20 protein-coding genes are annotated in these 20,574 nt (G+C 45.9%); 11 read left to right on the plus strand and 9 right to left on the minus strand.

Annotation, left to right across the window (positions count from 1 at the left end; all coding sequences use genetic code 11):
* Positions 1-75: 75 nt before the first annotated feature.
* From MBO_RS09290 to MBO_RS09315, 6 genes are all read right to left on the minus strand, one after another.
* Entirely contained in the window at positions 76-786 is a 711-nt protein-coding gene (locus tag MBO_RS09290; RefSeq protein WP_036367009.1) for an ABC transporter permease, read from the minus strand.
* Positions 783-1,502 (minus strand): ABC transporter permease, encoded by a 720-nt coding sequence (locus tag MBO_RS09295; RefSeq protein WP_036367013.1) that lies wholly within the window; start codon positions 1,500-1,502, stop codon positions 783-785. Before MBO_RS09295 ends, MBO_RS09290 begins: the two co-directional genes overlap by 4 nt.
* 178 nt (positions 1,503-1,680) lie before the next feature.
* Positions 1,681-2,457, minus strand: a complete 777-nt coding sequence (locus MBO_RS09300; protein WP_036367015.1) for a transporter substrate-binding domain-containing protein — start codon at positions 2,455-2,457, stop codon at positions 1,681-1,683.
* Positions 2,458-2,518: 61 nt separating this feature from the next.
* On the minus strand, positions 2,519-3,295 hold the full coding sequence (locus tag MBO_RS09305; protein ID WP_036367019.1) for a transporter substrate-binding domain-containing protein: 777 nt from the start codon (positions 3,293-3,295) through the stop codon (positions 2,519-2,521).
* A 28-nt stretch (positions 3,296-3,323) separates the two neighbouring features.
* A complete protein-coding gene (locus MBO_RS09310) occupies positions 3,324-4,103 on the minus strand; it encodes a transporter substrate-binding domain-containing protein (protein WP_036367021.1) in 780 nt (259 codons plus the stop codon).
* Between the two features lie 22 nt (positions 4,104-4,125).
* The gene (locus tag MBO_RS09315) at positions 4,126-4,899 is read right to left on the minus strand and encodes an ABC transporter ATP-binding protein (protein ID WP_036367024.1); all 774 of its coding nucleotides are present in this window, start codon (positions 4,897-4,899) and stop codon (positions 4,126-4,128) included.
* A gap of 256 nt (positions 4,900-5,155) precedes the next feature.
* Here MBO_RS09315 and MBO_RS09320 point away from each other — a divergent pair, with 256 nt between their 5' ends.
* On the plus strand, positions 5,156-6,427 hold the full coding sequence (locus tag MBO_RS09320) for a glutamate-5-semialdehyde dehydrogenase (protein ID WP_036367027.1): 1,272 nt from the start codon (positions 5,156-5,158) through the stop codon (positions 6,425-6,427).
* A 64-nt stretch (positions 6,428-6,491) separates the two neighbouring features.
* On the opposite strand, the gene MBO_RS09325 is transcribed toward MBO_RS09320, so the two are convergent.
* The 3 genes from MBO_RS09325 to aroE all read right to left on the minus strand — a co-directional run bounded on the left by MBO_RS09325 (position 6,492) and on the right by aroE (position 10,356).
* The gene (locus MBO_RS09325) at positions 6,492-7,457 is read right to left on the minus strand and encodes an SEL1-like repeat protein (protein WP_052585425.1); all 966 of its coding nucleotides are present in this window, start codon (positions 7,455-7,457) and stop codon (positions 6,492-6,494) included.
* A 119-nt stretch (positions 7,458-7,576) separates the two neighbouring features.
* Positions 7,577-9,397: an acyl-CoA dehydrogenase C-terminal domain-containing protein gene (locus MBO_RS09330; protein WP_036367034.1), complete on the minus strand. Its 1,821-nt coding sequence runs from the start codon at positions 9,395-9,397 to the stop codon at positions 7,577-7,579.
* 128 nt (positions 9,398-9,525) lie between these two features.
* On the minus strand, positions 9,526-10,356 hold the full coding sequence (gene aroE / locus MBO_RS09335; RefSeq protein ID WP_036367036.1) for a shikimate dehydrogenase: 831 nt from the start codon (positions 10,354-10,356) through the stop codon (positions 9,526-9,528).
* 115 nt (positions 10,357-10,471) lie between these two features.
* Between aroE and MBO_RS09340 the strand changes: the two genes are divergently transcribed.
* From MBO_RS09340 to MBO_RS09385, 10 genes are all read left to right on the plus strand, one after another.
* Positions 10,472-11,059, plus strand: coding sequence for a hypothetical protein (locus tag MBO_RS09340; protein WP_052585426.1), 588 nt, complete (start codon positions 10,472-10,474; stop codon positions 11,057-11,059).
* 13 nt (positions 11,060-11,072) lie between these two features.
* The gene (locus tag MBO_RS09345; RefSeq protein ID WP_052585427.1) at positions 11,073-11,924 is read left to right on the plus strand and encodes an aminotransferase class IV; all 852 of its coding nucleotides are present in this window, start codon (positions 11,073-11,075) and stop codon (positions 11,922-11,924) included.
* Positions 11,925-12,028: 104 nt separating this feature from the next.
* Positions 12,029-13,150, plus strand: a complete 1,122-nt coding sequence (gene mltG / locus MBO_RS09350; RefSeq protein WP_080702255.1) for an endolytic transglycosylase MltG — start codon at positions 12,029-12,031, stop codon at positions 13,148-13,150.
* Between the two features lie 11 nt (positions 13,151-13,161).
* Positions 13,162-13,806 (plus strand): dTMP kinase, encoded by a 645-nt coding sequence (tmk, locus tag MBO_RS09355; protein WP_046700438.1) that lies wholly within the window; start codon positions 13,162-13,164, stop codon positions 13,804-13,806.
* 219 nt (positions 13,807-14,025) lie between these two features.
* Positions 14,026-15,330, plus strand: coding sequence for a trypsin-like peptidase domain-containing protein (locus tag MBO_RS09360; RefSeq protein WP_455709496.1), 1,305 nt, complete (start codon positions 14,026-14,028; stop codon positions 15,328-15,330).
* An 84-nt stretch (positions 15,331-15,414) separates the two neighbouring features.
* On the plus strand, positions 15,415-16,317 hold the full coding sequence (gene dapA / locus MBO_RS09365; RefSeq protein ID WP_036367044.1) for a 4-hydroxy-tetrahydrodipicolinate synthase: 903 nt from the start codon (positions 15,415-15,417) through the stop codon (positions 16,315-16,317).
* Positions 16,318-16,345: 28 nt separating this feature from the next.
* The gene (locus tag MBO_RS09370; RefSeq protein ID WP_036367049.1) at positions 16,346-16,624 is read left to right on the plus strand and encodes a hypothetical protein; all 279 of its coding nucleotides are present in this window, start codon (positions 16,346-16,348) and stop codon (positions 16,622-16,624) included.
* Positions 16,625-16,654: 30 nt separating this feature from the next.
* Complete coding sequence (purC, locus tag MBO_RS09375; protein WP_036367051.1) at positions 16,655-17,371, plus strand: phosphoribosylaminoimidazolesuccinocarboxamide synthase; 717 nt, start codon at positions 16,655-16,657, stop codon at positions 17,369-17,371.
* A 762-nt stretch (positions 17,372-18,133) separates the two neighbouring features.
* A complete protein-coding gene (locus MBO_RS09380) occupies positions 18,134-18,985 on the plus strand; it encodes an aKG-HExxH-type peptide beta-hydroxylase (protein WP_052585428.1) in 852 nt (283 codons plus the stop codon).
* A 107-nt stretch (positions 18,986-19,092) separates the two neighbouring features.
* Positions 19,093-20,406 (plus strand): ABC transporter family protein, encoded by a 1,314-nt coding sequence (locus tag MBO_RS09385; protein WP_036367326.1) that lies wholly within the window; start codon positions 19,093-19,095, stop codon positions 20,404-20,406.
* Positions 20,407-20,574 lie beyond the last annotated feature (168 nt).

Genomic DNA, 20,574 nt, shown 5'->3' on the forward strand with positions numbered 1-20,574 from the left:
AAATCAAAAAAAAGCTTGGAATAAGCAGCAGAGTAAACAAAAAACACCAGTCACTTGACTGGTGTTTTTTATTAATTAGGCAGTGGTTGGTGGCACGTAGTGTTTGTGCTTATTGATATGGCTTTCGAATAGCTTAAAGCCAAACATGATGATCCACGCCAAAATCAAATAAATCACACCAGCGGCAGCGTACATCTCGATGTGTAGGTAGTTCTTAGCTGCAAGGTTCTTGGCGGTCAAGGTCAGCTCCGTGATCGTGATCGACGCTGCCAGAGCGCTGCCTTTTAGGATAAATATCACCTCGTTGCTATAAGCAGGAATCATGATGCCAAAAGCGCGCGGTAGCATGACTCGGCGGATTTTTTGGAACTTTGACATCCCGATGGCATCGGCAGCTTCAAGCTCGCCTTTAGGAATGGCAGCGATGGCGCCACGCACGATCTCTGCGATATAGGCGGCAGTATTTAGTGTAAATGCGATGATGGCACACCAGTATGCCTGCTTAAATACCGGCTCCCAAAGAAAGCTGTCTTTGATAAAATCAAACTGCCCAAGTCCTTGATAAATCAAGAAAATCTGAATCAATAGTGGCGTACCACGAAAGAAAAAGATATACAAAAAAGGTAGGGCTTTGACCCAAAGGTGCTTAGATGAGCGCAGAAGCCCCAACACAACCCCAAGGATTAAGCCCAGTACACAAGACAGCACCACAAGTTCGATGGTGGTCACCGATGCTTTTAGCATGGTGGGGAGATGCTCGATGACGGCTTGCCATTGTAGATTCATGCCTTATCTCCTTGTTTTAACAGTGACTTGGCATAGCGAGCGGCAGGGTTGGCGCGCCATTCAAAATGTGTCATAAACAGCGTGACAATGGTGGTCAGTGCCAGATAGATGAGCGCGGCTGTGATGTAGAATGTAAAAGGCATTTGGGTGGTTTGGGCGGCGCGACCTGAGTAATACATGAGATCTTGAAGTCCGATAAGTGATACCAGTGCGGTGTCTTTTAGTAGCACCAAGGTTAGATTGCCGATACCAGGCAGAGCCACAAGCCACATCTGTGGCAAAATGATGCGTCTGACAGTCTGCGCAGGCGTCATGCCAAGACTCTGGGCAGCTTCCCATTGACCTTTTGGGATGTCTTGAACCGCCATGCGGAACACTTCGGTGGCATAAGCGCCGAACATGATGGATAAGGCAGCCACACCCGCCCAAAAGCGGCTCATGTCCACACGACCTGTGTAGCCAATCTGAGCAGCGACAAGCTGTATGATGGCATCACCACCAAAGAAAATGAAAAATACCATGAGCAGCTCAGGTACGCCGCGCACGACAGTGGTATAAATGTCCGCGATGCGTTGGAGTAGCCATACACCCGATAGCTTGGCGGCTGCACCCAGTAAGCCAAGAATGAGACCAAAAATCAGACTAACGAAGCCTAACTGAATGGTGAGCCATGTGCCTTTCATTAAAATTGGGCCGTAGCCTTGTAGGTCAAACACGTTATTGCCTCATAAATGCCTTATCAAGAAAAGACGAACAAAAATCCATAAAAACGGCTTGGACGATGACAAAGAGATTTGCCAAGCCCAAACCGTCTATTTTAACAAAATTTCACTTATCATGAAATGCTTATTTTTAAATCCATCCAAAAGCAGGGCTTAACCTGACTTGGTTGGGTTATTTCGTCAGCATCTCTTGTCCGAAGTGCTCCACGACGATCTCATCGTAAGTGCCGTCAGCCTTGATGTCAGCCAGTGCTTTGTTGAACTTGCCAGCAAGCTCAGCATCGCCTTTATTAACTGCAATGGCAAACTTGTCGTTGATGTCGATGTCGTCGCCTTTGATTCCAAAGCTCTTACCCAGATCGCTTTTTAGCCATGTTAGGGCGGGCAGCTTATCAGAGATCATGATATCCACGCGACCATTGCCCAGATCCATGAAGGCACCGTCTAGACTGCCGTGCAGCTGTGGTGTGATGCTTGGGTGGGCTTGTGATAGCCATTGACTTGAGATGGTTGAGCCTTGAGCGGTGATCTTAGCAGCTTCGATCTCGCTGGCGTTGGCAGGGTTAAATGCGCTGTCTTTTTTTGCCAAGAATACTAGGGTGTTGGCAAAGTACGGTTCGGTAAAATCAACTTGTTCGATGCGCTCAGGCGTAACTGACATCGATGAGACGATGGCGTCGAATTTGCCGGCTTTTAGCGCAGGAATGATGCCATCCCAGTCTTGGGCTTCGATGGTGCATTCGGCTGCCATTTTGGCGCACAGTGCGTTTGCGATGTCTACGTCAAAACCACCAAGTGAACCGTCGGTGTTGGTGTAGTTAAATGGGGCATACGCGCCTTCGGTGGCGATGCGGATTTGATTAGAGTTGGTTGGCGCGGCTTCTTTATCGCCGCCACAAGCACTTACCAGAGCAGTTAGCGCAAGTGCGCTTAATAACTTTAGCTTCATGTTCATGTCCTTATAAATTGGTATGGACAAATAGGGCGTATCTTATGACACGCCCTAAGTATTATTTTACGATGTCTTGATCAAAGTATTTGCCGACAAGCTCATCATATTTGCCAGATTCTTTTAGCTTGGCAAGTGCAGCGTTGAATTCGTCTTTTAATGCGTCATCCTTACGGAAGGCGATGGCAACGGTATCATTGATGTCAATCGGCTCGCCTTTGACTTCAAATTCAGTACCTTGCTCGGTTTTTAGCCAATCTAGGCCAGGAACGATGTCAGACATCATGCCATCAACACGGCCTGCGCTTAGATCAAGGTAAGCGTTGTCTTGTTTGTCGTAGGTTTTTACGACAGCGTTGGGATGATTGGCAGCGACATAATCAGCTGATACGGTGGCTTGCTGAGCGGCGATGTTCTTGCCATCAAGGGCGTTTACGTTCAGATCAACGCCTTTTTTGCCAAGCAGTACCAAGGTATTGTTAAAGTACGCATCACTAAAATCAACCACTTTGGCACGCTCTTCGGTGGCAGACATGCCAGCCATCACAGCGTCAAATTTCTTGGCGTTTAGACCTGGGATCAGACCTTCCCAGTCTTGGCTTTGGATGTCGCATTGGGCTTTCATTTCTTCGCACAGTGCATTGGCAAGATCAATCTCAAAGCCCACCAAGTTACCGCTGTTATCTAGGTAGCTAAATGGCTTGAAGCTAGATTCGGTAGCGATGCGGATTTGCTTGGTGCTGTCGCTAGGCGCAGCAGATTCTGCAGGTGCTTTATCGCCACCACAAGCACTTACCAGAGCAGTTAGCGCAAGTGCGCTCAATAATTTTAGTTTCATTGTTCTCTCCTTTGGGTGGTTGTCGCGATTATTTGAAATTCTCTGCTTCAAGCTCAGCCAATTTGCCAGATTCTTTTAGCTTGGCAAGTGCGGCGTTGATGTCTTCTTTTAGGGCGTCGCCTTTACGAACAGCGATGCCTAGGTTGTCGTTGCTGTCGATCTCTTCACCAACCAGACCAAAGCCTTCTTGACCTTGTTTTAGCCATTCTGCCGCAGAGACTTTCTCTGCCATGACTGCCGCGTTACGACCAGCCTTTAGGTCAAGATAGGCGTTCATGTAGGTGTCGTACAGCTGCACGGTGTTGCCGTCTTTGCCATCATATTTTTCGGCGATGTAGGCGGCGCCAGTGGTTGAACGCTGACCACCTAGGATGGTGTTTTTGATGTTATTTGGATCAAAGCTGCCATTGGTTTTTGATAGCCATACGATGGTGTTTGAGAAATATGGCTCAGAGAAGTCAACTTGCTCTAGACGCTCAGGCGTGATCGACATGCCTGCGATGATGGCATCGTATTTATTGGCGTTTAGGCCTGGGATTAGACCTTCCCAATCTTGAGCGACGATTTCACATTTGGCGTTGATTTCGGCGCAGACCGCGTTAATCACATCTATGTCAAAACCGATGATTTTGCCATCTGGCGCAGTATCGTTGAATGGAGGATAGGCAGCTTCCGTGGCGATTTTTAGGTCGCGAGCAGTAGGTGCGTCAGCTTTGGTAGCATCTGTATTGTCTGCAGGCTTGTTTTGATTGCATGCTGTCAAAGCTAGGGCGATGGCAGCGATGCTACCGATTTTGGTGATGTTCATAAACGTTCCTTAAAACAATAAATCAGCGGTGCGATGCCATGAATTCACGCACGCGTTCAGATTTTGGGTTGTCAAATACTTCATCGGGAGTGCCAATCTCTTCGATGCGACCTTGGTGCAAAAAGACGATCTTGTCTGATACTTCACGCGCAAATCGCATCTCGTGCGTAACGATCAGCATGGTGCGTCCTTCGGCAGCCAGCTCGCGCATCACTGACAGCACTTCGTTCACAAGCTCAGGGTCAAGCGCCGATGTCGGTTCGTCGAATAGCAGCACCTGCGGCTTCATCGCCAAGGCGCGTGCGATGGCAACACGCTGGCGCTGACCGCCTGATAGGTTGTCTGGATAGGCGTTTTTTTTATCTAATAAGCCGACCTTATCCAGTAGGCGTTCGGCTTCTGCGATGGCTTCTGCCTTGGATTGCTTTAGGACTTGGGTTGGGCCTTCGATGATGTTTTGGAGGATGGTTTTGTGCGGCCAAAGGTTGAAGCTTTGGAAAACAAAGCCGATTTTTGAGCGTAATTGTTCGAGTTGTTTTGGGTTTTTGGCGACCAGTTCGCCTTTTTTGTCGGTCAAGATCAGCTCTTCATTGCCGATGATGATCTTGCCGCTGCTTGGATTTTCTAGTAGGTTGATGCAGCGAAGTAGGGTGGATTTACCCGAGCCTGATGAGCCTAGGATGCTAATCACATCACCGTCGTGCGCGGTTAAAGAGACGCCTTTTAGGACTTGCAAAGAGCCGTAATTCTTATGAATGTCTTGTAAATCTAGAGCGATGGGGGGAGTGTCGGTCATGATGATTCTTTTTGAAATAAGGGTAATGAAGCAGTCAAAATAAAGAACAAAAGTATAAGTTCGTGAAATATAAAAGGTGAATTAGATATTTTCGCCAAAAGTGCACTAAAAGGCAAATGTTTTTCACGTTTTGGGTGAATTTTTTTGTATGAATTGGTAAATTTTAATCAAGCGTGGTTATTTTTGTCATTTTTGAATGGAAAAATTGAGGTTTGATTGTTATGATAGGGCAACTTTTAAGCAGTTAGGGGTGAGGATGAATATCCAAGAATACATGATGAGCGTCGGCAAAAAGGCTCAAGCGACGTCGCGTGCGTTGGCAGCGGCGAATACACGCACCAAGAATGCAGCACTTAATGCCATCAAAGAAGCGATGATCGCCAATAAAAACAGCATCTTAAGCGAGAATGCCAAAGATGTCGCGAACGGCAAACAAAACGGGCTGGATGAGGCGTTGCTGGATCGCTTGGTGATTAATGAGTCACGATTTGATGCGATGCTGGCGTCCTTAGATGATGTGATTGGTCTGCCAGATCCGATCGGTGAGATTGATGACATGGTGTATCGTCCATCGGGCATTCAGCTGGGCAAGATGCGTGTGCCGCTTGGGGTGATTGGCATGATCTATGAGAGCCGTCCGAATGTCACGGTTGAGGCGGCAAGTCTTGCCATCAAATCAGGCAATGCCATCATCCTGCGCGGGGGCTCTGAGGCATATCATTCAAATCAGGCAATCGCATCCTGCGTGCGTGCAGGATTGGATGTAGCAGGACTGCCAAGCGAAGCGGTTCAAGTGCTAGAGACCACGGATCGCGCGGCGGTGGATAGCCTGATTACGATGACAGAGTTTGTGGATGTGGTGATCCCTAGAGGCGGTAAGGGTCTGATCGAGCGCATCGCCAATGGCGCGCGCGTGCCTGTCATCAAGCATCTAGATGGTAACTGCCACACCTATGTGGATGAGTCGTGCGATATTGAGATGGCGGTCAAAGTCTGTGTCAATGCCAAGACTTCACGCTATGCTCCGTGCAACGCCATGGAGACGCTGCTTGTTCATAAGAGTCGCACTGATGCGCTGATCAAGATTCTAACTGCAATGCATGACGTTGATAATAATATGCAGTTCTTCGTGTGTGCTGAGACGATGAAAGCTCTAAAAGACACGCACCTAAACATTCAAGCTGCCACCGAGAATGACTGGTATCAAGAATATCTTGCGCCTAAGCTTGCCGTTAAAATCGTAGATGAGCTGGATGATGCCATCACGCACATCAACCACTACGGCAGCCACCACACGGACGTTATCATCACCAATGACTATGCCAATATGCAAAAATTCATCCGCGAGGTGGATTCATCAAGTGTGATGGTCAATGCATCGAGCCGTTTTGCTGATGGGTTTGAATATGGATTGGGTGCTGAGATTGGCATCTCAACCGATAAGATTCACGCCCGAGGTCCTGTAGGTCTGCATGGACTGACTTCCCAAAAATGGGTGGTGTTCGGGCATGGGGAGATTCGCCTTTAGACGGTAAATGGTCTATCTAAGAAAAAAGCGTGCATGACACGCTTTTTTTGAGTGTGGCGGATGGTCAGTAGCCTTGTTGGTTTAATTCTTTGTAGGCATCACAGCCCTGTTGATATCCCAAATCACAGGCTTTGCTAAACCATTCTTTGGCGGTACTACGGTTTTGGCGTACGCCCCAGCCATTATGATAGCTTACCCCGATGTTATGGGCGGCTGGCGCATCACCTTGAGCATAGGCTTTTTGATACCATGCTAAGGCTTCGGTATGACTTTGGCGTACACCTTGCCCTTCGCTATACATCACACCCAAATTATATTGAGCTCCTGTATGCCCCTGCTCAGCTGCTTTTTTGAACCAATACGCCGCCTGAGCATCGTCCTGTTTTACACCGTATCCATGCCAATACATCCAGCCCAAATCAAATTGAGCGAATGTATCCCCCTGCTCAGCCGCCTTTCTATACCAAGATACCGCCTGTACATCGTCCCGTTTTACGCCGTATCCATATCTATATATATCGCCCAAATTATTTTGAGCGACTGCATCCCCTTGCTCAGCTGCTTTTCTATACCAATACACCGCCTGCACATAATCTTGCTTAACACCGTGTCCATACTCATATATCATGCCCAAATTAAATTGAGCGAATACATCCCCCTGCTCAGCCGCCTTTCTATACCAAGATACCGCCTGTGCGTAGTCTTGTTTAACACCGTGTCCATTGCTATACATATTGCCCAAATTATTTTGAGCGACTGCATCCCCTTGTTCAGCTGCTTTTCTATACCAAGCTACCGCCTGTACATAGTCTTGTTTAACACCTTGCCCTTCGCTATACATCACACCCAAATTATTTTGAGCCCCTGCATCCCCTTGTTCGGCTAAGCGTTTAAAGATGGGGAGGGCTTGGCTGTAATTTTGAGTACTTGCATAAGACACAGCAATGTCAAAATCATCAGCCATCGCAGGCGTTGCCACACTTAGGCTTAGTGCCAGTAGTAGGGCGGATAGGGTGCGTGATGTGGTCATGATATTCTCCAAAAAAGTGCGTGTAGGAATGATAGGGGATTTTGCCTACTTTGGCAATCTTTGACAATAAAAAAGGACGGCAAATTTTCCGTCCTTTTTTGGGGTGTGTTAGACCATCATCAATCCAAAAATGCAAAATGTTCAATATCCATCTTGGTCATGACTTCGCTAGGTGTGGTCATGGCGTTGGCATGCGCGTCGCTTCTTGGTAGGATTTTCTCGAAGTAGAATTCAGCGGTCTGAGTCTTCGCCAGATAAAATTCATAAGGCTGTTCGCCGCCGTTTTTCATCTTGTCGAAGGCAACTGCTGCCATGCGCGCCCAGTGATATGCCATCATCACATAGCCTGAGTACATTAGGTAGTCATCAGAAGCCGCAGAGACGATTTCGCGGTCTTTGCGTGCAGCGATGAGTAGGCGTGCGGTCAGCATGTTCCATTCAGCGCACAGCTTGGTCAGCGCCCAGACGTATTGGCGCATTTCTTTATCAAGGGCGTATTCGCTACACCACTTCATGATGCCTGCGGTATAGTCACGCACGATCTTACCAGCACCGTTTAGTAGGACTTTACGACCCAGTAGGTCAAGTGCCTGTACGCCTGTGGTTCCTTCGTATAAGGTGGCGATGCGGGCATCACGAGCGATGAGCTCCATGCCAGTTTCTTTGATGTAGCCATGCCCACCGTAGATCTGCTGTCCGTGTTTGGCGCACTCAATACCAAGCTCGGTTAAGAAGCCTTTTAGGATGGGTGTATAGAATCCTAGGTTGTCATCCCATTTTTTGATGGCGTCTTCATCGCCACGGGCCACCGCGTTCGCCAGATGGTCGGCGTAGCGTGCTGAGTGATAAGTCATCGAGCGACCACCTTCACAGAAAGCTTTTTGGATCAGAAGCATGCGGCGTACATCAGCGTGATGAATGATCGCATCACCTGCTTGATCAGGTTCTTTGGTGCCTGACAGGGCGCGCATCGAGCGACGTTCTTTGGCGTATGGCAATGAGTTCTGGAAAGCCAGTTCCATGTGCGACAGACCTTGGATGCCTGTGCCGATACGCGCGGTGTTCATATAGGTGAACATGGCTTTTAGGCCTTTGTTGGGCTCACCAATAAGATAACCTGTCGCGCTGTCGAAGTTTAGGACGCAGGTTGCGCTAGATGAGATGCCCATCTTATGCTCAATCGAGCCACAAGTCACCGCATTGCGCTCACCCATCTCGCCATCAGCGTTTACAAGGAATTTTGGCACGATGAACAGCGAGATGCCTTTGGTGCCAGCAGGCGCATCCGGCAGGCGAGCTAAGACAATATGTACGATGTTGTCGGTTAGGTCGTGTTCACCAGCGCTGATGAAAATCTTAGTGCCCGTAATGGCATAACTGCCGTCGTCATTGGGTGTGGCGCGAGTTTTCATTTGGTTTAGGTCGGTACCTGCCTGAGATTCGGTAAGACACATCGTACCTGACCATTCACCGCTGATTAGCTTGGGTAGATAAGTGTTTTTTTGGTCCTCGTCACCATATTGTAAGATGGTGTTTACCGCGCCGATAGACAGGCCTGGGTACATTGACCATGGCCAGTTGGCGGTGCCCATCATCTCAGATTTGATGAGATTAAGTGACATCGGCAGGTTCATGCCACCGAATTCTTCTGGATAAGAGATGCCTTGCCAGCCGCCTTCCATGAAAGCTTGATAGGCTTCTTTAAAGCCTTTTGGCGTGGTCACTTCGCCATCTTTGAAATGACAGCCTTCTTCGTCGGCTGCTTGATAGACAGGCGCGAGCATGGTTTCAGCAAAGTCAGCAAAGCCTTGTAGAATCATATCTACCGTCTCAGCATCAGCATTCTTGCCATTGTCTAGAGTTTGGTAGTGGCCTTGATAGTCAAGCACTTCATTCATCAAAAATTTGATGTCGCGTAAGGGAGCTTTATAAGTCAGCATAATCAATCCTTGGTTGGCTAAAAAAACTGGGCATGATGTTGCCATGCCCATTCACTATACAATAGATTTATTAAAATGACTTAAAATTTCTGCCACTAATAACTTATTTTCATAATAAACTATATTTATTATGAATTTATTTTATTATTAATGTGCTTATCCCAATCCACTTTATCCAGATCGACGCGCTTACCTGTCCACAGTTCAAAGGCAAGTTTGGCCTGTTGAATGAGCATGCCATAGCCATCACAACAGCGCACGCCTTGATGCTCAAAGTGTGCCAAGAACTCTGATGGCTTACCATACATCATGTCGTAGGCGAAGCCTGCGCGTACACCACAGGACAGCTCCAGCATCTGCCCTGTGGTGGTGGCACTCGTGGCATTGATGATGACATCAGCATAAAAATCACCTGACTTTAGGATGTGCAATTCATTGATGTCAATGCTGCCAAATGTTTCAAAGTCTGCCTTTAAGGCTTCGGCGCGCGCTAATGTCCGGTTAAAGATGGTCAGGCGCGCGCCTTGTTCGATGAGTGGTAGAATCGCCCCGCGTGTCGCACCGCCTGCGCCGATGATGGCGATGTGCGCCCCCTGTAGAGTGACACCTTCGTCTAGTAGATCTGCCACCAACCCGCGCCCGTCGGTGTTATCTCCGAAGAGCTTGCCGTCTCGTAGGGCTAGGGTATTGACTGCTTTAGCGGTCGTGGCGTATTCGCTTAGGTTGCCCATCTGACTGCAAAGCTCAAAGGCGATCTCTTTGAATGGTAAGGTCACGTTCGCGCCCACGCCGCCGCCATTAAAGAATGCTTCAACCACCGCATTAAAGCTGTCTTTATCATCAGGGCAAAGCTGACGACGATAGCTGATATCAAGCCCGGCAATGTCAGCGAATGCGTGATGAAGGTCGGGGCTTTTTGAGTGGGCGATGGGGTTGCCAATGACGATAAAATGCTGCATGAATGATCCAAAATAATAAGAGCTAATGTTGGGGTATTTTTACTGCATTATAGAAAAAATAGCAAGTTTTTTAAAACTTAGGTAAAATACAACGAACTTTACTTGGATGATTGATATGACCACCAAACCCTCCAAATCTAAGCTGCCTTTCTTGCTCATTGGGGTGCTTATCGCATTGGCGATTGTGCTTTTTATGACTTCTCGCCCTGTTTCACCCCAAGAAAAAGTCGTCCAAGATGATGGCGAGGCACGTGTCTATGAGCCGGTGGTCTATGATGTGGAAAATTGGGCAAGCACACCCAAGCAAGGCATGGGCATAGAGCAGTTAAAGGCAAAAATCGGCACGACTGCCACCCAAGAGAGCGGTTTAGATTATTATGGCAATCACGCCACCAAATATCGATTCAGCGCACGCCATGAACCACCGCTCTATGTCGTGGAGTCAGATGAGGTGCTTGAGGTTGCTTGGTATTATGCCGCACCTAAGGATAACGACGACCAAAAACGTGCAAGCTTAGATTATGCCAAGCGCATTCATTCGCTAATGGGCGCTTATGATGGCAAAAAAGGCGAAAATCTGGTCAGAACCATCCTGCAAAACTCCAATAAGCCACATGCAACCACCGACAAAGGTGAAAAGGTTGCAGGCGTGGTCACGGCTGATTGCATGAATTATCAATGTCGCATCATCCTTCAAAAATAACTCGGCACACACCATGACGACAACTTATTATCTTCTTAGAGAGTCTGATCGGCAGGAGTTTACCAAGTGCGATGGCATCATGGATGAGCGCGGCTTGGCTTATGGGGATGGATTCTTTAGCACCATTGGCGCTCATGATGGGCGTGTGCTATTCGCTGAGGGTCATCGAGAGCGACTGGTCAGATCAGCAGAGCGGCTAGAATTATCATTCGACGTAGATGGTGTGATGGCGGATTTATATCGCCTAGCGAAAGACATCCAAGAAGGCATACTAAAAATCATCGTCACTCGCGCACCCCAAGAAGTGCGTGGCTATGGCTATCTCAATCAATGTGCGCAAGTTTTTATCAAGTCAACAGCATCACGCATTTATGATGGTGTGGAATTCGTATCGGGTGTACCTTGTCAGAAAGTAGGTAGGGCTGTTTGCCTTGATGAGAAGGTGTCGCTGCGCACGTCCAGATTTATTGGACTTAAGCTCATTAGTAGCCATGAACAAGTTTTTATTCATAGAGCTTTATTGGTTCATCAAGAATCTAATTCTGGCATCGTAGAAGGACTGATCAAGAGCGCATCAGGCGACTGGGTCAGTGGCACGACGGGCAATGTCTGCTACTGCATCGATGGCGTGTGGTATACGCCGCCCATCACGGATGCGGGTGTGGATGGCGTGATGCGCCGAACCTTGATGTTAAAGTTTAGCATTAAAGTTCGTGGGCTGACAGACGATGATCTAAAGCGCATCAGCGGTATGTTCTTTTGTAATGCGGTGCGTGGCATCATGCCGATCGATGCACTAATTATTGATGGCGACATTCTACAACTAAGTCAGCACATCCATATCTTGCCATCAAACAGTCATTAGGTCGACTTATCATGTAAATTGCCTTAACCAAAATGCCTGATGCGCCATTTCAAAAACATGATACAATACAGTAATTTTTATTTTTATTGACACAGCCACAAGCCATGCCAAATCCAAAAAAAACCACCCAAAAAACCACCGCCAGACCCAACCAAAGGCGTAATAACACCCCAAAGAAAAGCGCCGTTTCAAAGCTAATTTGGCTTGGAATATTGGCGGCTATCTTGTTATGGTGCGTCATCGTGTACAGCACCATCTTTGCCAAGACGGATCGACAGGCGCAGACGCTGGAAGTCAAGAAAGGCGATACCTATCACAGCCTGTTGGTCAAAGATAAATGGCAAACATCCCCATTGGCATCAAGTGCGGCAACTAAGCTATACCTAAAAGTCCACGCACGCACGCCACTTCAAGAAGGCGTCTATCAGATCCCTGCCAATGCTAGCCTAAAACAGGTCATTGATATCTTATCGCAAGGCGCCGAAGTCCGCATGATTAAGGTGCAGATCATCGAGGGTAAGACAGTCAAGGACTTATACAACACCCTAAAAAATACCGATGGTGTAACCCTTGAAATCCTGACTCCACGCGCTGATGGTTATTCATGGGCGGATGTTGCCCGCGACAATGAAGCTGTATCAAAGGCGCTTGGCATTACCACCGTGAATGGGAATTTAGAAGGGCAGTTTGCACCGAATACTTATATTTTCGATCATGGAACGACCGATCGCCAAATTCTAAAAAGACTCTATGATGATCAGCAGACCACTTTGGCGAATGCATGGGAGAGCCGCGTGCCAGACTTGCCTTATAAGAACAGCTACGAGGCGCTCATCATGGCAAGTATCATTGAAAAAGAAACCGGACTGGCAGAAGAGCGTCACAAGGTCGCAGCGGTGTTCATCAACCGCATGCGCAAGAACATGCGCCTACAGACGGATCCGACCATCATTTATGGGCTGTTTGATCGTTATGATGGCAAGATTTATCGCTCTAACATCAATGAAAAGACTGACTACAACACTTATCAGATTGACGGTCTGCCGCCTACGCCGATCGCATTGCCATCAAAGGCCGCCATCGAGGCTGCCATGCATCCTGAAGATACAGACGTTATTTTCTTTGTGGCGACAGGCAACGGCGGGCATAAGTTTAGCCGCACTTTGGATGAGCATAACAAGGCAGTGGCAGAGTATCGCGCGGTCATGAATTCCAAGAATCAATAAGGCAGCACCTCATGAATACATCAGCCAAAGCTCAATCTCAGACGCCTAAGTTCATCAGCTTTGAAGGCACAGAAGGTGTGGGCAAGACGACCGCCATTGATGGGTTTTGTCGATACTTGACGTCTCAGGGCATCGAGCATGTGCGTACGCGCGAGCCAGGTGGCGCTGATGTAGCGGAAGTTGTTCGTGAGATTTTATTAAATAAAAACAACACCTTACACGATGATACTGAGCTGTTACTCATGTTCGCTGCACGCGCTGATCATCTGCATAAGACCATCTTGCCTGCTTTAGCGGCGGGCAAATGGGTGGTGTGCGACAGATTCATCGACAGTACGGTCGCCTATCAAGGGTTTGGACGGTTTGATGGTGATGCGGCGGCACTTCATAAGATTGAACTGTTGATTGCCAATTTTGTCCCTAGGCTACCTGATGTGACGCTGTGGCTGGATTTGGATGTGGCGACAGGCATGGCTCGTGCCGCCAAGCGCAGTCAGGCTGACCGATTTGAATCGCTGGACACGAGTTTTTTTGATCGAGTGTATCAAGGGCTTTTACATCAATTCAATCACGCACCCACGCGCATTCGCCGTATCGATGCCATTGGGGAGACTGATGAGGTGTTGGCACGCATCATTGGTGCGGTAGGCGTGTGAGAAACGTCTAAGCTTGTTAAGACTTTGGTAAGTTTTTACTAAGAAGTCTTACTTGACGGCTCGGATGATTTTTAAGATACTAACCCACTACTTATTTTAAAATTCCTAATCATGTTAAACCACACTTCGTTAAGCAAGTATCTATTTAGACCCGCTATTTTGGCGGCCGCCTTGTCTGCATCAGTCATTTTTCCCAGTCCTGCCACATCGGCGCATGCGATGGTTCAGGTGGATTTTGCTGATTTGGTGGAGCGTGTGTCCAGTGGGGTTGTGCGCATCTCAACCACCAAGCCCATCAGTGAGGAGATGCTAAGCCGCAACGCCCAAACTTCACAGCTGCTGCGTGAATATTTGGGTGAGCATGCAGGCAATGCGCCAACCATTGAACATGGATTTGGCACGGGGTTTTTTATCACTAAGGATGGTTATGTCTTAACCAACCATCACGTCGTCAAAGATTCAGACCGCATCACAGTAACTCTAAACGATCGCACCGAAATGGATGCCATACTCGTCGGTTCTGACGAAGCGTCTGACATCGCTGTTCTAAAGGTGGAGGGGAAAAACTTCCCGGCGCTGACCATGTCTAGAAATGAGCTGCGTGTGGGCGAGCCTGTGCTTGCCATCGGTTCGCCTTTTGGCTTTGATTATTCGGCATCGGCAGGCATCGTATCTGCCAAATCACGAAGCATGACCCCCGAGGCGACTGTACCGTTCATTCAATCAGACGTGGCTTTGAATCAAGGTAATTCAGGTGGACCGCTATTTAATAAGCGAGGCGAGGTCGTCGGCGTGAACTCGCACATCTTTAGCGACACGGGCGGATACATGGGGCTGTCGTTCTCAATCCCGATTGATACCGCCTTGCACATCTATGAGCAGATCAAGGCGACAGGCAGAGTGCGCCGAGCTGCGATGGGGCTTGTGGTACAGGATGTCGATAGAAATCTGGCTGAGGTATATGGGCTGTCACGCCCACAAGGCGCGCTATTGACCCGCGTGGCAGTTGATTCACCTGCTGATCGAGCCGGACTTCGACCTGGCGATCTGGTGCTAAATTTCAACGGCCATGCTATCACGCACGCTGCCGAGATGTTAAATTTGCTTAACCGTGCCAAGCCCAACGACAGTTTTAATCTAACCTACCAACGAGGCAATCAAAAATACGTCGCTCAAGGCACCTTCGCTGAAGCACCTAGTGATGTGTCAGCAGGTGGTCATCATCAGAGCAATAATGGACTTCGTCTAGGCTTGCGCCTTAAAGAGCTGTCTTCTGCCGAGGCGCAAGCGCTTGCCAGCTTTGGGGTAAATGGTGGCGTGATGATCACTTCGGTTAGTCCTATGGGGCTTGCGGCACGTACAGGCATTCAAGTGGGCGATGTAATCCTTGGGCTTAATAGCTACCCAACCAGAAGCGCCGATGAGATGGCGGTCGCTGTAAAAAGCCTGCCCCGCGAGGGCGTCGTTCCTGTGCAACTGATCCGCCAAGGTACGCCCGCCATCATCGGAATGCGCATCGAATGACCAAAATAAATTTCATAAAATCCATCAAAACCCAAATTAATTATGATAAACTAAGCTAATTTAATACATATCAGCGGCTTTATTATGACAGATTATCAAGACATTAAATCTAAGCTAAAAGGCTCAATCACCGCGTTGGTCACGCCCATGAAGGACGATGGCGCAGTGGATTATGACGCATTGGGTAAGTTGATTGATTGGCAGATTGCCGAAGGTACGCATGCACTTGTGGCGGTAGGAACGTCTGGCGAATCGGCGACTTTGTCAATGGATGAGCACATTGATGTGATTCGTTTTTTTGTGAAGTATGTGGCAGGACGTGTGCCTGTGATCGCAGGGACGGGCGCGAACAACACCTTGGAGGCGATTGAGCTTACCCAAGCTGCCAAAGAAGCAGGCGCGGACTGTGCGCTTTTGGTTGCGCCTTATTATAATAAGCCAACTCAAGAGGGTATCTATCAGCACTACAAGGCGATCAGTGAAGCGGTTGACATGCCGCAGATGCTATATAATGTGCCAGGGCGTACCATTGTCGATATTAGCCAAGAGACGGTTGAACGCTTGATGAATCTGCCGAACATCGTCGCCATCAAGGACGCGACAGGTGATCTAGAGCGTGGCGCAGCATTGATAAAAGCAGTTGGCAATCACATGGTTGTGCTGTCAGGCGATGACCCAACGGCACTTGAATTCATCAAGCTTGGTGCTCGTGGTAATATTTCTGTGACCTCTAACATCGCGCCTAAGGCGATGAGCCAAGTATTTGAGCTGGCTTTGGCGGGCGATTTTGATAAGGCAAGAAAAATCCATGACACGGTTAAGCATCTTCACAATGATCTATTTTGTGAATCAAGCCCGCAACCTGCCAAATATGCTCTATATAAAATGGGTAAAATCGGCAAAGGCATTCGTCTGCCATTGGTATGGCTATCAGAGCAGAATCAGCCTGTGGTTGATGCAGCATTAACAAAAGCTCAATTGGCTTAATCGTTCGGTCAATTTGCAAGGATAATATATGAATTACATGACAAAAATTGGTGTAGCCTTGGTTGCGCTTAGTATTGCCTTAACGGGCTGTAGCACCACCAAAAACTGGCTTGGCAAGCGTAATAATGGCAGCCTAGACTACCAACAAAGCCAAAAAATCGATCCCATTAAGCTGCCTGCCAATCAAGCGACCGCTGAATTTACTCCGTTGTATCAAACGCCAAATCTTGGCGCAAGTCCAATTAACTTGACCAATGATTCTGGCAAGCAGTACGAGCTGCCAAAGCCGCCAACTGCAGCCCATTAATTTTTTTATTGCAACTTTTTGAGAAATATCATGGAAAAACAAGCCCTACTTTATACTGGTAAAGCCAAGTCTGTTTATGAGACTGAGCATGAAGATTATTTGGTATTGCATTTTCGCAATGACGCATCAGCTTTCAATGGCGAGAAGATGGCGCAGCTCGATCGTAAAGGTAAAGTAAATAACCGCTTCAATGCGTTCATCATGCAAAAGTTGAGCGAAGCGGGCATTGAGACGCATTTTGAGCGTCAGCTGTCTGACGATGAAGTGCTGGTAAAACGCCTAAAAATGATTCCTGTTGAATGTGTGGTGCGTAACTATGCTGCAGGTGGTCTGATGAAGCGCCTTGGCTTGGCTGAGGGTCTGCCGCTACTTCCGCCAACTTATGAGTTGTTCTATAAAGACGACAAGCTTGGCGATCCGATGCTGTCTGAATCAACCGCCATCGCCCTAGGCTATGCCACGGCTGACGAGCTTGAGCAGATGAAAGTGCTAACCTATAAAGTAAACGAAGTTCTATCTAAGATCTTTGATGATGCAGGTTTGATGTTAGTTGACTTTAAGTTAGAATTTGGTCTGTTCCACGGCCGCATCGTTCTTGGTGATGAATTCTCTCCAGATGGCTGCCGCCTATGGGACAAAGAAACCAAGAAAAAACTGGACAAAGACCGTTTCCGCCAAGGCTTGGGCGATGTGGTTGAAGGTTATGAAGAAGTTGCACTGCGTATCGGCGTGCCTTTAGAAGGCTAAGACTCAAAAACCCAAGCGATGTCTTGGGTTTTTATTGAGGTGGTTCGGTGTATCTTATGACCACTGAACCATCAATTTGATACACGCTTGTGGGGTCGAATTGCAATTCGCCCCTACGGATGAACGAATAACCCATGTATCGTTTTGTAAGTTCTTTTAGCATATTACCCATAGGGGCGAAACATTTTTCACCCCTACCTGATCGTAGTAAAATTTAGGTTCGATTGGTATAAAACTTAGCAAATTCAATAAGTTGTGCCTTAAAAGACCTAAGTTTTGTCAGTGAAGCGAAAATCTGCGGACTGGGACGAATTGCAATTTACCCAATCATTGAATAAAAATCCACTCAAAGATCTTGCGAGTGGATTTTTTATCATTTTTTTCTTGACTTATTTTATAAAAATGTTATTGTATTACTACCTTGTAAGAACAAGGTTGTGCGTGCATACAGCCAACAGCGATTTTAAATGATTGGTTGGCTGTATGATAATTTTAGTTGTTCAGCTATTTAAGGAGTAAATTATGGACACTTTAAATCTTTCTCAAATTCTTTCTGGTCTACAAAATCAAGATTTTTGTGATGCACAAAAAAAATTGTGCCATTATGAAAAATGATGAAAACGGTGCATTGTCCGCTCCGATGAGAATGATTGCGTACGATAACAAACGCACAAAAACACAGTCGTAATTCAAAAAAGCATACACTATCATGGTGTATGCTTTTTATCTATTTTTCAAGAAAATATTTCAAGGAGCGATATTGTGTTTTATTTGATTGGTGTTCAAGAGATGGCAAAGACATTAGCCTTGTTATCCAGTAGGGATAACTCCAATCTACCAAAAGATTTTAAGGAATTGGAAATAAATTTCCATAAGTTTTTGAGTCAATATCAACCCAAAGTTACAAGAAGTGATAAGTTGGGCGTAAATATTGTTGATGATAAAGATTGGGAATCGTCATTAACTAATCTGTTTGCTACCGACTCTTTCTTAAACGACAAAAATCAATCATGTGTGATTGGCGAGGGCTTAAATGACAATGATAGGGAAGTAAGGGTTCAAAAACTACAAAGTGCATTGAATGAGCTGTCAAAAGTTAATTCTGAGCTTTATTTGATGTTGCAGTTAATTATTGATTCTATTTTCTTAAGGTATGCAAATGATTCTGGCGGTGGTTCAACTTCAAATGCGATTGGCGTAGTCTGGATAAATAACCGTGATTCTTGGGCAATTACCGATCTAATGGAATTGCTTGTTCATGAATTAACGCATAACGCATTATTTATAGATGAACTTAGATTTTTACACTTCCATGACTACCATAAGTTATTACAACCAGAAAATTTTGCTCAATCGGCTATTTTGCACACAAAAAGACCATTAGATAAAGTACTTCACAGCATTGTGGTTGCCGCAGAAGTTTTGCAATTTCGAAAAAATTGTCTAGGAGAGCCAAAAACCCCTATGGTACACCCAGATTCTAGCACTATGATAAAACAAGCGTTAGATGCCTATCGGTCCATTACAGGTATGTCAAATTATAAGGAATTGGTAACGGAGAGAGGTCGCTGGATTTTGGATCAATCGCAAGCAATAATAAAAGAACTGACTTAGGAATAAGTCGTTATAATCGATCATTGGCTATGTATTAACTGCTTATATTTTGATGAGCCACATACGATGAACGGAAGCATTGGTAAGTGGCTTTACTATTCTTTATCATGAAAATTATCACTCCATCATTATATGCCTCATTTGCTTTTTTAATCATACAACAAGCAATCGTTGGTTTGTCTACATACTTCATTGCAAACCTTGCGATAGACATCGCTCAAAATAAGAATTTTTTGATAAACTTAAGCGGTTTTGTCATATCATTGGTTGTCGTGTATATTCCTGCTTATTTTGCAACCATTTACTTGGAAAATTCAAAATTTGAACTGCTTAATAATTATGTAGAAAAATTTAATCATGTTTTTTCTGGTAAAACTTTTTTGCTAAACAATAAAGAGCTAAAAGAACAAAGCATGGTTTTTATCGCTCAAGAAAGTAAATCAGTCATAGATGATATGTTGGATTTTGCTTTTGATGGTGTGGCGTTAATCTTAAATTTAGTGATTAATATCTTAATTTTAGGTTTTTTTCTTGACTATACTCTACTAATAGCCTACATCATTGGGTTTTTGTTGGTAGAATTTTTTATTTTTTCTTATCAACGCAAAATATCTAAAGCGTCAAAAATATCGCAAAAGTCCCGAGTATCTTTCATTGCCATTTTAAATAAAACTTGGGACAATATCGTCATTTTCAACAAGTACAATATGGGCATTTTAAATCATATTTATGGTAACAATTTCGCCCGCTCAAAAAAATATCATATTCTCAGCCAATCATTGAATCAATTGATTTCAAGCTTTGGCATGGTTTTGTTTATGCTGCCTGTACTGGGCTTGATTGTACACCTCTTTATTCAGCATCAAAATGATTATGTATTTTTAGCATTATTGGTGGCAACATTGCCAAGACAAATTCAGTTATTGCAAATGGGGCAAGCACTTGTCTTTCATCAAACCAATTTTTCTAGCATCAAAGCTAGATTTATCGGATTGCAACATTCCTTGCGCATACCAAGTATTGATATATTAAGCAGGATTAACTTTCAAGAGATTTTTATCAACAACATCCGACTAAGCGACTTTGATTTGGATGACTTGCCGAAAACAGGTAGGCTGACGATTAAAGGGCGTAATGGAGTGGGTAAAAGTAGCTTTTTATTATATTTAAAAACATTGTTATCAAACAGGGCTTTTTATCTACCTGTCAGCCATGATTTATGTTTTCATCAGAATAATAAAAAATCAACAGGGCAAAAATTATCATCGCAGTTAATGGAAATTAGAAACTACGCAAGCGATGTTGATGTGATTATTCTAGATGAATGGGATGCAAATTTAGATCAAGCAAACAAACATCATCTTGATGGGCTGATAAATGAATTGGCAACGGAGAGGTTGATCATAGAGGTGAGGCACTAAAAATTTCCAAAGTCCTTACAACTCTCAATAGATAAATATAACTCAATCTTTGTCATGCTTGGATTTGTGAAAGATGACCCATTCATTTTGACTAGCCATCAGCTTACAGGCTTAGGTTGGCAATAGTGCAGCCTAAGCATTGATGATATAAACTTATTGAAGTTGTTG

The sequence above is a fragment of the Moraxella bovoculi 237 genome (assembly GCF_000696305.2).
Lineage (GTDB): Bacteria > Pseudomonadota > Gammaproteobacteria > Pseudomonadales > Moraxellaceae > Moraxella > Moraxella bovoculi.